This window comes from Bradyrhizobium sp. CCBAU 53351 (assembly GCF_015291745.1).
Lineage (GTDB): Bacteria > Pseudomonadota > Alphaproteobacteria > Rhizobiales > Xanthobacteraceae > Bradyrhizobium.
Map to the genome: position 1 here is coordinate 5454054 of NZ_CP030059.1, position 14487 is coordinate 5468540.

At 63.2% G+C, this 14487-nt stretch carries 16 protein-coding genes; 10 read left to right on the forward strand and 6 right to left on the reverse strand.

The annotated features are described in order from the left end of the window. Positions 1–14 precede the first annotated feature (14 nt). Both XH83_RS25910 and XH83_RS25915 read right to left on the reverse strand, forming a co-directional pair. Positions 15–590 (reverse strand): hypothetical protein, encoded by a 576-nt coding sequence (locus tag XH83_RS25910; protein WP_194403525.1) that lies wholly within the window; start codon positions 588–590, stop codon positions 15–17. A gap of 48 nt (positions 591–638) precedes the next feature. Then, a complete protein-coding gene (locus XH83_RS25915) occupies positions 639–1169 on the reverse strand; it encodes a GcrA family cell cycle regulator (RefSeq protein ID WP_194403526.1) in 531 nt (176 codons plus the stop codon). A gap of 166 nt (positions 1170–1335) precedes the next feature. Between XH83_RS25915 and XH83_RS25920 the strand changes: the two genes are divergently transcribed. Together XH83_RS25920 and XH83_RS25925 are read left to right on the forward strand one after the other, a co-directional pair. After that, the gene (locus XH83_RS25920) at positions 1336–1944 is read left to right on the forward strand and encodes a S24 family peptidase (protein WP_194403527.1); all 609 of its coding nucleotides are present in this window, start codon (positions 1336–1338) and stop codon (positions 1942–1944) included. Between the two features lie 100 nt (positions 1945–2044). Next, the gene (locus XH83_RS25925) at positions 2045–2320 is read left to right on the forward strand and encodes a hypothetical protein (RefSeq protein WP_194403528.1); all 276 of its coding nucleotides are present in this window, start codon (positions 2045–2047) and stop codon (positions 2318–2320) included. A 38-nt stretch (positions 2321–2358) separates the two neighbouring features. Here the strand turns inward: XH83_RS25925 and XH83_RS25930 are convergent, their stop codons facing one another. Beyond that, entirely contained in the window at positions 2359–3333 is a 975-nt protein-coding gene (locus XH83_RS25930; protein ID WP_194403529.1) for a quinone oxidoreductase, read from the reverse strand. A 226-nt stretch (positions 3334–3559) separates the two neighbouring features. Between XH83_RS25930 and XH83_RS25935 the strand changes: the two genes are divergently transcribed. The 3 genes from XH83_RS25935 to XH83_RS25945 all read left to right on the forward strand — a co-directional run bounded on the left by XH83_RS25935 (position 3560) and on the right by XH83_RS25945 (position 6235). Then, a complete protein-coding gene (locus tag XH83_RS25935) occupies positions 3560–3760 on the forward strand; it encodes a hypothetical protein (RefSeq protein ID WP_194403530.1) in 201 nt (66 codons plus the stop codon). A 145-nt stretch (positions 3761–3905) separates the two neighbouring features. After that, on the forward strand, positions 3906–4853 hold the full coding sequence (locus XH83_RS25940; RefSeq protein ID WP_027562443.1) for a MoxR family ATPase: 948 nt from the start codon (positions 3906–3908) through the stop codon (positions 4851–4853). A gap of 5 nt (positions 4854–4858) precedes the next feature. Continuing rightward, complete coding sequence (locus XH83_RS25945) at positions 4859–6235, forward strand: VWA domain-containing protein (protein WP_194403531.1); 1377 nt, start codon at positions 4859–4861, stop codon at positions 6233–6235. 19 nt (positions 6236–6254) lie between these two features. On the opposite strand, the gene XH83_RS25950 is transcribed toward XH83_RS25945, so the two are convergent. Then, a complete protein-coding gene (locus XH83_RS25950) occupies positions 6255–6437 on the reverse strand; it encodes a hypothetical protein (protein ID WP_194403532.1) in 183 nt (60 codons plus the stop codon). Positions 6438–6786: 349 nt separating this feature from the next. Between XH83_RS25950 and XH83_RS25955 the strand changes: the two genes are divergently transcribed. Then, positions 6787–7008 carry a hypothetical protein gene (locus tag XH83_RS25955; RefSeq protein WP_194403533.1) on the forward strand — a complete coding sequence of 74 codons (222 nt, stop codon included), beginning with the start codon at positions 6787–6789 and terminating at the stop codon, positions 7006–7008. A gap of 53 nt (positions 7009–7061) precedes the next feature. Here the strand turns inward: XH83_RS25955 and XH83_RS25960 are convergent, their stop codons facing one another. Beyond that, positions 7062–8435, reverse strand: coding sequence for a hypothetical protein (locus tag XH83_RS25960; protein WP_194408402.1), 1374 nt, complete (start codon positions 8433–8435; stop codon positions 7062–7064). 177 nt (positions 8436–8612) lie between these two features. Between XH83_RS25960 and XH83_RS25965 the strand changes: the two genes are divergently transcribed. Then, the gene (locus tag XH83_RS25965) at positions 8613–9095 is read left to right on the forward strand and encodes a nucleoside deaminase (RefSeq protein ID WP_194403534.1); all 483 of its coding nucleotides are present in this window, start codon (positions 8613–8615) and stop codon (positions 9093–9095) included. A 155-nt stretch (positions 9096–9250) separates the two neighbouring features. Here the strand turns inward: XH83_RS25965 and XH83_RS25970 are convergent, their stop codons facing one another. After that, complete coding sequence (locus XH83_RS25970; RefSeq protein WP_194403535.1) at positions 9251–10354, reverse strand: hypothetical protein; 1104 nt, start codon at positions 10352–10354, stop codon at positions 9251–9253. Between the two features lie 529 nt (positions 10355–10883). On the opposite strand from XH83_RS25970, the gene XH83_RS25975 reads away from it, so the two are divergent. Genes XH83_RS25975 through XH83_RS25985 form a run of 3 tightly spaced genes read left to right on the forward strand, consistent with a single transcriptional unit; the run spans position 10884 to position 14449 of the window. Beyond that, on the forward strand, positions 10884–12470 hold the full coding sequence (locus tag XH83_RS25975; protein ID WP_371746149.1) for an ABC transporter ATP-binding protein: 1587 nt from the start codon (positions 10884–10886) through the stop codon (positions 12468–12470). Further along, positions 12457–13545 carry an ABC transporter permease gene (locus tag XH83_RS25980; RefSeq protein WP_194403537.1) on the forward strand — a complete coding sequence of 363 codons (1089 nt, stop codon included), beginning with the start codon at positions 12457–12459 and terminating at the stop codon, positions 13543–13545. The genes XH83_RS25975 and XH83_RS25980 overlap by 14 nt, the downstream gene beginning before the upstream one ends. Next, on the forward strand, positions 13532–14449 hold the full coding sequence (locus XH83_RS25985; RefSeq protein WP_194403538.1) for an ABC transporter permease: 918 nt from the start codon (positions 13532–13534) through the stop codon (positions 14447–14449). Before XH83_RS25980 ends, XH83_RS25985 begins: the two co-directional genes overlap by 14 nt. Positions 14450–14487 lie beyond the last annotated feature (38 nt).

Below are 14487 nucleotides of genomic sequence, written 5' to 3' on the forward strand. Positions count from 1 at the left end.
CCGGCGTGACGTCTTCAACTGCGCCGCTGCGCCCGTTGTGCCCCCGTTTCCGTCGCAAAGCCGTAGATCAGCGCCAGCCGGTCCAGACATTCGCGAAAACGCCGCGAAAAATAATCGTTCCAGCGCTGGGTTCGGACGGCGCGACGCGCGCCGATCTGGTCCATGGTCAGGCCCAGCACCAGCACGTCATGCACCAGCGCGGCGCCGTCGGTGCCGAGTTCGCGCTCGATCCGGTTCAACCGCAGCACCGCTTGGCGCTGGCTGTCGGTGACAGGCTCGCGCGTACGCGCGCCATCGACATATTCCCTCGTCGGATCCACCGCCTGAGGCCCCCGCTCCGCCCGCTCCCAATCGTTCTGGAAGGCTCGCCCACCGCGGTATTGCGCTTCGTCGATCTGATGATGTGCGTGCAGCCGCCCCAAGGGATCACCACGGATCGACCGGATGGCCAGGATCTTCTCGCCGGAATCGAGCGCCAACGGATTGTCGACCTCGACCTCCGCCACTTCGGCGTTGAACGGGACATCACGGGATCGCCGGTCGTAGATCTGAGCCAATTTGTAGGACTTGTTGCGTTGGGCACGCGCCACTCGGATACTCCTTTGCGAAATTGACGACTGAACTGGGTGGCACGAAGGTCAGGCCGCAGAGACCAGCCTCAGCACGACGGGACCGGGGGCATGGGCGGACGCGGCACCAGAGCGACGCGTCAGGCGCGCATGCGGCGCGCAATAGCTGGAGCCCGGCCGGCAGGGATGACCGCAAAAGGCGATCTCCTCCCCGTCCTTGTCGCCGCCATAGGGATAGCGGCAGTCAACGGGCTCGAGTTCGACCAGCTGGATCAGGCGCGGCTGAACGCCGACGCAGCGCAACTTGATAGGCGCCGCCGGCTTCATTGCGGACTTCGGCGGCAAATTCAGGTTCGGCAACACCGCGCGGCGCGGCGAAACCGGAGCCTCACCCGGCAAATACGGCGCGACCGAAGGACTAGAAATCCATTCCGGTACGACGAGCCCCAGCCGCTTGGCGCGGCCGATCACCGCATTGCGTGTGTAAGCCGTTCCAAACCTTGCGTTAATCTGTCTGCCGATCTCCGCATAAGACATGCCCATGCGAATATAGTCGCGAAGCGCGCCGGAATGCTCCGACGGCCAATGGCCCGGTTCCATATTGCTGTCCTGTGATCAGCCTCCTCTCATCGAACGACCAGGAGGCGAAACACACATTCCGGTATTCCGAAGATCAAGTCAAGCAATAATTCTGATATTCATAATTGCATCAATTCCGAATTTCGGATTACAAGAGGCAAGACGGTGCGCAATCGAGGGAATCATCATGTTGGACGTTGCAATGATCGAGCGGGGCCTAGAGAAGACGGGCAAGAGCAAGGGCGGCCTGGCGGCGGCCATGGGCGTGCGGCCCGGCGCGGTCTCGGAGATCCTCGGCGGCGAACGTCTGGTGAAGGCTTCGGAGATCATTCCGATCATGGAATATCTCGAGCTCAATCTCGCGCCGATCATGGGCCGGGTCGGTGCCGGCGCCGTGATCGAGCCGGATTACGAGCAGGTTCCGCCGGAGGGGCTTGGCGACATAGCGCTGCCCTTCCCGATCATGGAAGAGACCGTCGCATTCGAGATCGTCGGCGATTCGATGCTGCCCAAATACGAGAGCGGTGACGTGATCGTGGTCTACAAGGACCAGCGTCACCCGCTGTCGAGCTTCTACGGCGAGGAGGCCGTGGTCCGCCTCAAGACCGGCGAGCGTTATTTGAAGACCATCGAGCGGGGAAAAAGTCCGTCAGTCGTCAATCTCACCAGCTTCAATGCCAAGCCGATCGTCGGCGTCAAGCTGGAGTGGGTGGGGGAGATCTGCCTGTCGATGCCCAAAGGGCAGCTCGAGCGGCTCCGCGCCAAGTCGGCACGCCCCCGCAAGAAGAGCAGGTGACGTCGATTTCCGTTATTCGGAAATTCCTGTTGACTAGATTCCGGTTTTCAGAAATACTCTGCCCGCGATCCCGGTGACGGGACGCGGCAGGGCCGTTTACATGCAGTATTTCGTCGTGATGATCGACTACGGACGACGCGGCCGCGAGGCCGTCGTCGATCCCGAGATCACCAGACGGGAGGTCGTCTCCCGCATCGCCTCGGGTGAATACCAGAACGTCTCGTTCATCCACGAGATCGCGGAAAATATCGTCGAAGACGTCACCGAGGCCATCCTGAGCGAGGCCGCCCTGCCCCAGATCCCGCCCGAAGATATCGACCTGCAGGCAACCCGCCTCGATCACATACGGGACCTGCGCAAGCACGAACGGACGTGACGCAGGGCGCGATCGCCTGCGCCACGTCCGGCCGGACATTACACCGTCAGCACGGTCGATCCCGTGGTCTTGCGCGCGGCGAGATCGGCATGCGCCTTGGCGGCGTCCTTCAGCGGATAGGTCTGGTGCACCTCGATCTTGACCGCACCGGACTTGACGACGTCGAACAGCTCGCCTGCCATCGCAACGAGGTTTTCACGCTTGGCGGCGTAGGTGAACAGCGTCGGGCGGGTGACGTAGAGCGAGCCCTTCTGAGCCAGCAGGCCGAGATTGAGCGGCTCGACCGCGCCGGAGGACTGACCGAACAGAGCGGCGACTCCGAGTGGCGCGAGGCAGTCCAGCGATTTCAGGAACGTGTCCTTGCCGACGGAATCATAGACCACCGGGACCTTTTTGCCGCCCGTGATCTCGTCGACCCGCTTCACGAAATCCTCGCGGGTGTAGATGATGACGTGATCGCAGCCATGCGCCTTGGCAAGCTTGGCCTTCTCGTCGTTGCTGACGGTGCCGATCACGGTCGCGCCGAGGTGCTTGGCCCACTGGCTCAGGATCAGGCCGACGCCGCCGGCTGCCGCATGCAGCAGGATGGTGTCACCGGCCTTCACCCGATAGGTCTGCCGGATCAGATATTGCGTGGTGAGCCCTTTGAGCATCATCGCCGCAGCGGTCTTGTCGTCGACGCCATCAGGCACCTTCAGCAAACGGTCCGCAGGGATCAGCCGCGCCTCGGAATAGGCCCCGAGCGGCGAGGCGCCGTAGGCGACGCGATCGCCGGGCTTCAGATCAGTGACACCGGGTCCGACCTCCTCGACGATTCCGGCCGCCTCGCTGCCGAGCCCGCTCGGCAGTTGCGCCGGGTACAGGCCCGATCGGTTGTAGATGTCGACGAAGTTGAGGCCGACCGCGGTGTGGCGGATGCGCGCCTCGCCCGGCCCCGGCTTGCCGACGCTGACCTCCTCCCAGACCAGGACTTCCGGACCGCCGGTCTCGTGAAAACGAATGGCATGCGTCATGGGCGTTGCTCCCTTATCGTTGGGGTGAGGATCCGAAAAAACCGGATTGGCCGCAGAAATAGGCATTCGGTCTGCCCGTTACAGTACAGTGACGTAACAAGAATGTCACAGCGAGCGACAAACCTCCGCCGTTCCAGCTCCGTTCGAAAGAGTTGATGACGCGCCTGAGGCGACCGGCAGTAGCTTCTGCGCGGGTTTGGTGGGTCGCATGCGAAGGAAAGCCGAGATGCCAGCTTATGTACAGCATCATCAGGACGTCGAAATCGCGCCCGTGAATTGTCCCACCTGCATGGGTTTCCTGCCGATGTATGTGCGCGAGGTCGAGCCGCATTGGAGCCTTGCCAAGATCGACTTTGTCTATGAATGCGCCGATTGCGGCGCCGAGGTCAGACAGACCATCCGCAAGCCGGAAGTGCTGCGGCACTGATCGCGAGCGGCGAACCGCTCAACTATTTGCGTTCAGCGGAAAAAACGCCGCTCATGCGGGTCTGATGTCTCCCAAACGAGGCTTGTTCTTTGCCGGGAACGCAGGCAGAACAAGCCCCAAGCAAGACCTTTGGGAGCGCCCTTTCGTGGCTGATCAGAAGGCCTCGACCTCGATCGAGGCAGTGGAGAGCGGCCTCGCCGCGCAGGGCTATATCGCGAGCCGGCAGATCGCGACCGCCGTCTATTTGTCGCAGCAGATCGAGAAGCCGATCCTGGTCGAGGGCCCCGCGGGCGTCGGCAAGACCGAGCTCGCCAAGGCGATCGCCGCCTGGCGCGGCATGAAGATGATCCGCCTGCAATGCTACGAAGGCCTCGACGAGGCCAAGGCGCTGTACGAGTGGAAATACGCCAAGCAGCTTCTCTACACGCAGATCCTCAAGGACAAGCTCGGCGAAGTCCTGGGCGGTGCGCAGACGCTGCATGCCGCGCTCGACCAGCTCCACGATTTTGGCGACGTGTTCTTCTCCAAGGAATTCGTCGAGCCGCGTCCCCTGCTCCAGGCGCTGGAGCAGCCGGGCGGCTGCGTGCTCCTGATCGACGAGATCGACAAGTCGGACGCGGAATTCGAATCGCTGCTGCTGGAGATCCTGTCCGACTTCCAGGTCACGATCCCCGAGCTCGGCACCGTCTCGGCCATCACGCCGCCGACCGTCATCCTCACCTCCAACAGCGAGCGCGATCTCGGTGACGCCCTGAAGCGGCGCTGCCTGCATCTGCATATCGGCTTCCCCGAGCAACGGCTCGAGGAGCGCATCGTCGAAAGCCGCGTGCCCGGCATCTCGCAGGCCCTGCGCCGGCAGATGGTCGGCTTCATCCACGAGATCCGCTCGCTGGATCTGAAGAAGCTACCTTCTGTCAGCGAGACCATCGACTGGGCGCGCGTCCTGGTGCTGCTGCAGGCCACGGAGCTCGACACCGATATCGTCAAGGACACCCTCAACGTGCTCCTGAAATACGAAGCCGACATCGAGGCCGCATCGCCGCAGGTGACGACCTTCATCGCCAAGGCGGCACGGTCCAACGTCTTCGGTTGACGCCGATGCGCGAGAACCTCCATCGTTTCTTTCGGGCGGCGCGGGGCGTCGGCGTCCACGTTTCGCCTGCCGAAAGCATCGATGCGATGCGCGCAGTCGCGCAAGTCGGCATCTCCGACCGTGCCGTGCTGCGCGACGCTCTGCTTCTGACGCTCGCCAAATCGCAGGACGAGAAGCTCGCGCTCGGCGACTGTTTTGACCTCTTCTTCAGCCAGCCTGAGCCGCGGCAGGATCAGCCCGAGACGCCCGACGACGGCGCGTCGCAGGACGCAGATCAGTCGCCCTCCTCCAGCTCGGCCAGCGAGCCGGGCGAAGGTCAATCTCCCGAGGATTTGGGTCCGCTTGCGCAGATGCTGCTGTCGCAGGACCGCAATGCGCTCGCAGCCGCCATCGCCAGCGCCTCCGGTACGGCCTCCCTGTCCGACATCCGCTACTCCACTCAGCGCGGCATCTTCTCCAGCCGCATCCTCGACGCCATGGGCCTGCAGCGCCTGCGCGACGATCTCGACGAGCTGACCGCGACCAATCCGGCGCTGGCCGAGCGACTGCGTACCGCCCTCGACGCCCTGCGCGAGGCGGTGCGCGATACGGTCTCGCAGGGGCTTGCGCTCTATGCCCGCGAGGAGGCCGAAAACCTCCGCAACGAGATCCTGCGCAACGCGCCGCTTGCCCGCATCGAGCGGCGCCAGATCGCCGAGATGCGCGCCCTCATCCGCCAGATCGCGCGCCGCCTGCGCGAGCGCTATTCCAAGCCGCGCAAGCGACAGCGCCGCGGCCATCTCGATGTCCGCCGCACGTTGCGCCGTAACGCAGCCTGGGGCGGCGTGCCCTTCCTCACGGCGTGGAAGCGCAAGCACCGCGACCGGCCGAAGATCGTAGCGCTCTGCGACGTCTCCGGCTCGGTCGCGCAAGTGTCCGATTTCTTCCTGCTTCTGATCCACTCCTTGCACGAAGTGGTCGACGACGTCCGCTCCTTCGCCTTCTCCTCGCATCTGATCGAGGTCAGCGACATCCTGGAGGCGAAAGCGCCGGAAGAGGCGATGGCCGAGATCATGTCCAAGGTCGGCTTCGGCTCGTCGGACTACGGCTCGTCGCTGGTCGATTTCGAGAAGGATTTCATGAGCGCGCTGACGCCGCGCACGACGGTGATCGTGCTCGGCGACGCCCGCAGCAACAATCTCGATCCGCGCGCCGACATCCTGCGCCGCATCTCAGAGCGCTCGAAGCGGCTGGTCTGGCTCAATCCCGAAGGACGGCTTGCCTGGGGCTTCGGCGATTCCGAGATGCCACGCTATGCGACCTTCTGTACCGTCGTGCGCCAGTGCGCCACCGCGCAACAGCTCGAGCGCGCCGTGTCGGATATCGTGGCAACCTATCAGTAGCTCTCGCTCGCGACCAATCTCAGTTTCGCACAAGCTCCGCCTGGCCGACGTTGCACTCCCGGAAGTGATAAGCAATCTCGTCGAGCGCGCGCTGCTCCCATTCCTCGGCTTGCGCGAGCCAGAACAGCCGGCGATCAAGATCGAATGCCGCACGCTCCCGGCACAGGGTTTCCTGACTGCGAATTTCAACGAGCCTGTTCATGCACTCCACTCCTGCCACGTGAAGTCATTCCCCGCGAATCAAAATAGCAGAATCCCGGATCGCCCGCTTCATGATTTCTGGGCATGTCCCGACACATAATGGGACAGCGATACTTTCCGTGCACTGCGGTAGCTCGCAGCGCAACATCAACTGCGGATCATCAATTAGTGATCGAACCACGGGGACGATATTCGCGATCAGACGATCTACTTCTCGTGTCGCAACGAAGTGCGGCAATTCGTGAAGAGACGTTCTAAACAGCCCACCGAATTCCCGACTCATTGTCGTCGCATGGTCTTCATGCAGCGCCGGTAACAGAGGCGCGAACGGCACGATCTCTTGAGGCAACATGAGCAATGATTTCGATTTCGAACTTGCACCGGACCAGTGGGAAGCGCTGCGTACACTTCGTAACCCGCTGTCGAACCGTCGCCTCTCGAAGTCCTATCTCGTCGAAGGCCTCGTCGAGCTCGGCCTCGTCGCCATCAACGACGGCGTACCTGCGATAACGCCGGCCGGGCGCAAAGTGCTCGTGCGCGGATCGTGCCGGTTGCTGGATCTCGTGGCGTGAGCCGTTCGCGCTGATCCTCAGCGACCTTCCCTGCCGGCATATCGCCGCGCAGGTCAGTCGCTCCACTGCAGGAGCGGCGATCCATACGCCCTCCTCCAGACCGACAGGAAACGCGGAAACCAGGAGTGAGCCACCGCGCCCTTATAGGCCCAGGTGCGATACTTCAGACCTTGCTCGGAGATCAGCTCCTGATATCCGCCGTGCAGCTCGGTCGCGGTCCGAATGTCCTTCAATATTCCCTGAGCGCACGAACGATAGGTGTCGCTCCCCGAAAACTCACCATAGTCCAACATGCGATCCGCAAATTCGACGTTGAACGTCGGCCAGGAAGAACGTCCCTGGTAAGCAGGCGCCGCAATCTTGTGGATCATCTTGTTCCGCGGATTATCGGCAGACACCAGGAAGTGGAAGGTGCTGGGGATGCGAAAGCGCGGCTCGGCGATGATCAGATCCGCCGTAGCCGCGAACAGCTTTCGCTCGCTCGCATCGTTCAGATCCCAGAAGCCGCGATGCACGCTGACAAAATCCAGCGCGACCGAAGACGCCGGCGAACTCGCCGGACCGTCCAGAGAATGCCTGATGTATCCGTCTCTGCCGAACAGACGGAGCAGGTCCTTCTTGTACTGCGCGAGATCGCGCCCGAGCAGCCTCTTCAGCTCGTTCTCGTCGACGATGCCGAGCTGCACGCTCCACACGAAGGTCGTGTGGACGCAGGCATTGGTCACGAAGCGCCGGCGCTCGGCGCGGGTATCCGTTGCGGCGGAGCGAGGGCGATGGGTATCACACAGCAAAGAGGAGGTGCCGTCATGGCCGAACGGCTCGAGCTCGCTTGCGAGCTTGAGGATCGCGCGCTTGAGGTCACCGCCATATTCGGCCAGCAGCAGGCGGCCGGCATGCGCACATTGCGACATCGCCAAATAGGACGACGTCCTCTGATCGGCCGAGATCATCTGCTGCAGGCCGGCCAGAATGCCGAGCAGCGTATCCGACGGACGCGAGAAGTAATTCACACCGAGGTATCGACCGCGTCCGGCCGGGACGATGGTCGTCGTGATGACGTCGGCGCGAACCGCCTCCAGCAACAAACGGATGCTCCTGTCGAGCAGCCGGGCTCGCCGCACGGCATCCTGCGCATCCATGATGGTTTCGGGGTCGAGGACGTCAGGATAGAACCAGGCGAAGTCACGGGGATAGTAAGCGGATGCGTGTGGTGCGCCCGTGACGAGGAAGGCCTCGGTGACCGAAAATGCGCTGTCCATCGAGTGCCGGTACAGGTCCTCGATGGCCGACAACGAATGAGGCGATTTTCTCAGGAATCGATCCCCCAAAAAATTGACCGCCTGGAGGGCATTGGCGACAAACGTCGCAGCCGTGCCTTGGTAAAATCGGTTTCTGCGTTCTGAGGGCAACGGGATATCGCTATTCATATGCGACCGGGGGTCACTCCGATGGTGCGGCCACCATCCAGAGCATGGCTGATTCGTATTTCGCCCAGATGACCGCCGGCCTCCGGTTCCACGGTGAATTGGTGTATGAAGCACGACCAGCGACGCCGATTTTGCCGTGATCGGCGGGCACGGAGCGACACTCACCGAGGAGGTTCGATGGCCGGTGTATCCGAACGCGACGAACACTTTCTGCGTCTCTCCTTCGCTGTCGCCCGCCGCGCTCTCACCCATGGCAATCATCCCTTCGGCTGTATCGTCGTCGCGGGCGGCAAGGTGCTGATCGAGGCCGAGAACGGCTACATGCCGGATCACGACGGCACCGCGCATGCCGAACGTCTCGCGGCCACCCAGGCCTGCCGCACGCTCAGCCGCGAGGTGCTGGCGACAGCGACGCTCTATTCCTCGGCGGAGCCCTGCGCGATGTGCGCCGGCGCGATCTACTGGGCCGGCATCGGCCGCGTCGTCTATGGCCTCAGCGAGCATCGCCTGCGCGGCGTCACCGGCAACCATCCGGAGAATCCGACCCTCGATCTGCCGTGCCGCGAGGTCTTTGCCAGCGGCCAGCGGCCGACCGAGGTCGTAGGCCCGGCGCTCGAGGACGAAGCCGAAGCGCTGCACGACGGCGTGTGGACGAAGTAGGCACGAGCTCAGATCTGTCGGGTGGGTTAGCAAAGCGACTGCGCGAAGCGCAGTCCGCTGGCGTAACCCGCCACGCTTCCACGTTCGCCGAACGAAGTTGGTGGATTACGCCTGCGGCTAATCCACCCTACTTTCTTTCCGCAAACCTCAACCGATCAGAACTTCACGGAGATCCCGGAATAGAGCGAGGATTCGGTGCAGGACCCGGTGCTCACGGTCCGGCCACCGACGGCCGTGGTACAGCCGACGGCAAGATTGTGATCGAGACCGAACTTGTTCTGCCAGTAGCGGTAAGCCACCCAGACGTCCACGAAGTGGGAGTACTTGTCGCCCCAGGCCGCCTTCGAGGCATCGAAGGTCAAGCGGATCGGCTCCGAATTCAGCTCGACAGCCGTGTTGTAGACACCGTTCGCCGGGCTGTAGGGAAGCGGTTCGGTGTCGGTGCCTTTCTTGCCGTACCAGCCTGCGCGGCCGCTGATCGAGAAATATTGCATGTTCGGCGGCAGGAAGCCGAGATCCATGTAGTAGTTGATCTCGACGGCCCAGGTCGGCTTGAACGAGGTATTGCCGTCCGCGATGCAGGTCACGCCGGGAACGTCCGGACCGAACAGTCCGCACTGGCTGAACGCGTTGTGATTGGCGAACTCCCAATACACCAGCGGCGCGACGTTGAGGTACCCCTTGTAGGGCAGATCAAACGCAAACTGCAGACCGCCGACGACGTCGCGCTTGGCGGCGCCGAAATACCTGTTCTCGGTGTTGGCATCCATGCCGACCTCGAACGAGATATTGTGCAGCGGTCCCGCGGTGAAGGCTTTCGTGTTGAACAGCTCATTCCAGCCTAATGTCGAGCGGAACAGGCCGTAGATCTCGGTCGCACCGGCGCACGATGCCGGCGCGCCGAAGATCGTGCCCGCATTGGTGCAGGGCCCGGCCGGGTCATTGTGATCGGACTTGTACATCGAGATGGTGAAGAAGTTCGTGCCGTACGCCCAGGCGTCAAAATGGGTGAACGAGTAGACCTGCTTGGTGGTCTTGCTGTCGATCGACCCATCGGGCCGGAACGACCACGCACCGGGCTGAGAGGCATTGAAGATATACGAGAACGTGACGCGATTATCGATCACCAGGAAGAACGGAAGGTCCTGCGCTTTCTTGGCAGCCTTGACCGGCAAATCCGCTGCCCGAGCTAAGCCACCGGTGGCCAGCGTAGCAAGTGACAGCGCCGCTGCTGCCACTGCCTTGAAGCGAAACGACATCCTGAATACCCCCAAGTTTGGACACGTCAATGAACGCCCTTGGGTGCGACACTTGCGCCGATCTCCCGGAGTGAGAAGCCTCAACTTTTTCCAAGGCATGCCGCTTGTTTCGGCAAGCGGCCGCGCTCCGTCCTGGAAATCAAAAAGGCTTTGCGCGGCATCTCGCCGAGGCATGCGGCCGGGCGAAGCCGGCTATTGCCGGACATTCCCGTTTGATTTCCCTCTTCTTTTATGTCGAGCGAATGTTGCGGTGCGCGATGGTCAGGGAGCCGATGCTGCATCGATCCGCAGGGCATGAGCGTAATGGCGCGATCTTGCTCACTGCGACGTCAAGTCTGCCTAGCCGGTTCCGATTTGGCTTGAACCGTCACAAATCTGCAACAGCGCGCGCGTGAGCCGCGCTCGCGGGGCGATGACAAGGGCGTTCGAGCACCGCCACCCGATCCCTGCCAAAGCGTTGAGCAAGGGATGACGCATTTTCACACCTTACGCCGGCGTTCAAACTGGCCCAGTATCGAGACACTTCACCATGCAAGCGCATCAGCGAATGTTGGATTCGACACCTGACGGCCTGAATTCCGGCGAGTCCCCGCTGCTGCGGACGATCGGGCTCACCAAACGGTATGGCGATTTCCTTGCCAACGATTCCATCGACATCGATATCTGGCCCGGCGAAATCCACGCGCTCCTCGGTGAAAATGGAGCAGGCAAGTCGACGCTGGTCAAAGCGATCTACGGGCTGATCCAGCCGAGTGCCGGCCAGATTCTCTGGCAGGGCCAACGTATCGTGCTGTCCGGCCCCTCGGAAGCACGCGACCGAGGCATCGGCATGGTATTTCAGCACTTCTCGCTGTTCGACAATCTTACGGTCGCCGAGAACGTTGCGCTCGGCCTCGACGGACAAGAATCCTTCGGGGGCATGTCGGCGCGGCTGGAGCAGGTGTCGAAAACCTATGGTCTGCCGCTCGATCCCAAGCGCGAGGTCTGGCAATTGTCGGTCGGCGAGCGCCAGCGAATCGAGATCGTCCGCGCGCTGATGCAGGATCCGAAATTCCTGATCCTGGACGAGCCCACCGCAGTCCTGACGCCGCAGGAATCCGATCAGCTTTTCATCGTGCTGGAACGCCTCAGATCCGAAGGCCGCGCCATCCTCTACATCAGCCACAAGCTCGAGGAGGTGAAGCGGCTCTGCGATACCGCAACGATCCTGCGCGGCGGCAGGAAGGTCGAGACCTGCGATCCCCGGCGCGAGACCGCAGCTTCGCTCGCCCGCATGATGGTCGGCGGCGAGATCAAGGAAGTGAAGGCTCGCGCCGACCGACAGACGACGGTGCCGCGCCTGGTGGTCAACGATCTCTCGCTGGCGCCAACCGAGGCGCATGGCGTGCGTCTCGAGCACATCTCGTTCGAACTGAAGGGCGGCGAGATCCTTGGCATCGCCGGCGTCGCCGGCAACGGCCAGGACGAATTGTTCGCCGCGCTGTCTGGTGAGCGGCGGTCGAAGGATCCGGGCACCGTGGTGATCGAAGGCATTGCCGCCGGCCATCTCTCCATCACGGAGCGGCGCAAGCTGGGTGCGGCATTCGTCCCGGAAGAGCGGCTCGGCCATGGCACGGCGCCCCGCATGAAGCTCTCGGAGAACGCGCTGCTGACCGGTTACGCCGCAAGCGGCATGGTCCGTCGCGGCTTCATCAACGCGGCCGCCGCGCTGAGGATCGTCGACCGTACGACCGAAACCTTCGACGTACGCAAGGCCAAGCGCGACCCCGAAGCAGCGTCCCTCTCCGGCGGCAATTTGCAAAAGTTCATCGTGGGACGCGAGATCCTGCGCAACCCCGCGGTGCTGGTCGTGAGCCAGCCGACCTGGGGCGTCGATGCCGGCGCCGCTGCCGTAATTCGCCAGGCGCTGCTCGATCTCGCAGGCGCGGGCGCCGCCGTGCTCGTGACCAGCCAGGATCTGGACGAACTCGGCGAGATCGCCGACCGTATCGCCGTGATGTTCCACGGCAGGTTATCGGCGCCGCTCGCCGCCAGCGAGGCGACGCGCGAAAAGCTCGGCCTTCTCATGGGCGGCAGCAGCCTGGAGCCGAAGGAGGCCGCGCATGTTGGTGCTTGAGAAGCGCGCCGAGCGCTCCGGCACGATCGCGCTGGTCTCGCCGCTGATCGCGGTCGGCCTCACGATCGTGACCATGATCATCCTGTTCGCGATCCTCGGCAAGAATCCGCTGCTCGCCTTGCACGCCTATTTCATCGCACCCCTCACCGACGGCTACTCGCTCCAGGAGATCGCGGTGAAGGCGACGCCACTGGTGATGATCGCGATCGGGCTGTCCCTCTGCTATCTCGCCAATGCCTGGAACATCGGCGCCGAAGGCCAATTCCTGATCGGCGCGGTCGCCGGAAGCTGGATCGCGGTGAGGACGCAAGGCACCGACGCCGGCGCCTGGGTGTTGCCGGCGATGCTCGTGCTTGCAGCTGCCGCGGGCGCGCTCTATGCGCTGATCCCGGCCATCTGCAAGGTAGCGTTCGGTGCCAGCGAGATCCTGACCAGCCTGATGCTGGTCTATGTCGCCGACCTCTTTCTCGACTATCTCGTGCGCGGACCCTGGCGCGATCCGCACGGCTTCAATTTCCCGACCACGGCCGAGTTCGACCCGGTGGCGACCGTCCCGCTGCTGATCGAGGGTGGCCGGCTGCATCTCGGCTCCATCATCGCGCTTCTAGTCGTGACGGCAGCCGCAATCCTGCTCGGACGAACCATCAAGGGCTTTGAGATCCGTGTCGTCGGCGCAGCCCCCCGCGCGGCGCGGTTCGGCGGCTTCAAGGCCGATCGGCTGATCATCCTGACTTTCGCGGTATCAGGCGCGCTCGCGGGCCTCGCCGGCATCATCGAGGTTGCAGGTCCCGTCGGCCATCTCCAGCCCGGCATCTCCCCGGGCTACGGCTTTACGGCGATCATCGTTGCCTTCCTCGGCCGTCTGAATCCGCTTGGTATATTGATTGCAGGCCTTTTCCTTGCGTTGACTTTTATCGGCGGCGAGCAGGCGCAGATCACGATGAAGATCCCATTGGACGTCACCAAGGTATTTCAAGGCATTCTGCTGTTCTACGTGCTCGCCTGCGATTCCTTGATCCTCTATCGCTTCAAACTGGTCTTGCCGAACCGTCAGGTGGCCCGTGGAACTCGTTGAAGCCATCGTCCTGGCCGTGCTCGCCGCGTCGACGCCACTCCTGGTCGCCGCGACCGGAGAGCTCGTGACCGAGCGCGCCGGCGTGCTCAATCTCGGCGTCGAGGGCATGATGATCGTCGGCGCGGCCTGCGGCTTTGCGGGCGCCTGGCTCACGGGATCCATCTTCATTGGCGCGCTGCTCGGCATCGTCGCGGGCACGATGATGTCGCTGATCTTCGCATTGATGGCGCTCGGGCTCGCCGTCAACCAGGTTGCGACGGGTCTCGCGCTGACTATCCTCGGTGTCGGGCTGTCCGGACTGATCGGCGCCGGCTTTGTCGGCGAGCGCATCACGCCGGCAGCTCATCTCTCCATTCCGGGCCTCACCGATATCCCGCTGGTCGGCCGCGTGCTGTTCGGCGAGGACGCCTTCGTCTATGTCTCCATTGCACTCGTCGTCGGCGTCTGGTGGTTCCTGTACCGCACGCGCGCTGGACTGATCCTGCGCGCCTGCGGCGACAATCACGTCTCCGCGCATGCGCTCGGTTATCCCGTGCTGCGCATCCGCACCTTCGCCGTGATGTTCGGCGGCGCCTGCGCCGGCCTTGCCGGCGCCTATCTGCCGCTCGCCTATACACCGTTCTTCATCCCGGGCATGACCGCGGGCCGCGGCTGGATCGCGCTGGCGCTGGTGGTGTTCTCGTCCTGGCGGCCGGGCCGGCTCGTGGTCGGCGCCTATCTGTTCGGCGCCGTGACGATCCTCCAGTTGCATGCGCAGGGCTGGGGCGTCGGCATTCCCTCGCAATTCATGTCGGCGCTGCCTTATCTCGCGACCATCATCGTTCTGATTCTGCTCTCCCGCGCGCGCAGCGGCGGCTCGACGGCACCGGCCGCGCTCGGGACAGTGTTCGTTCCTGACCGCTGAATTTCATTTTCGCGACGGGCGCGATTGGGCGCGCTCGC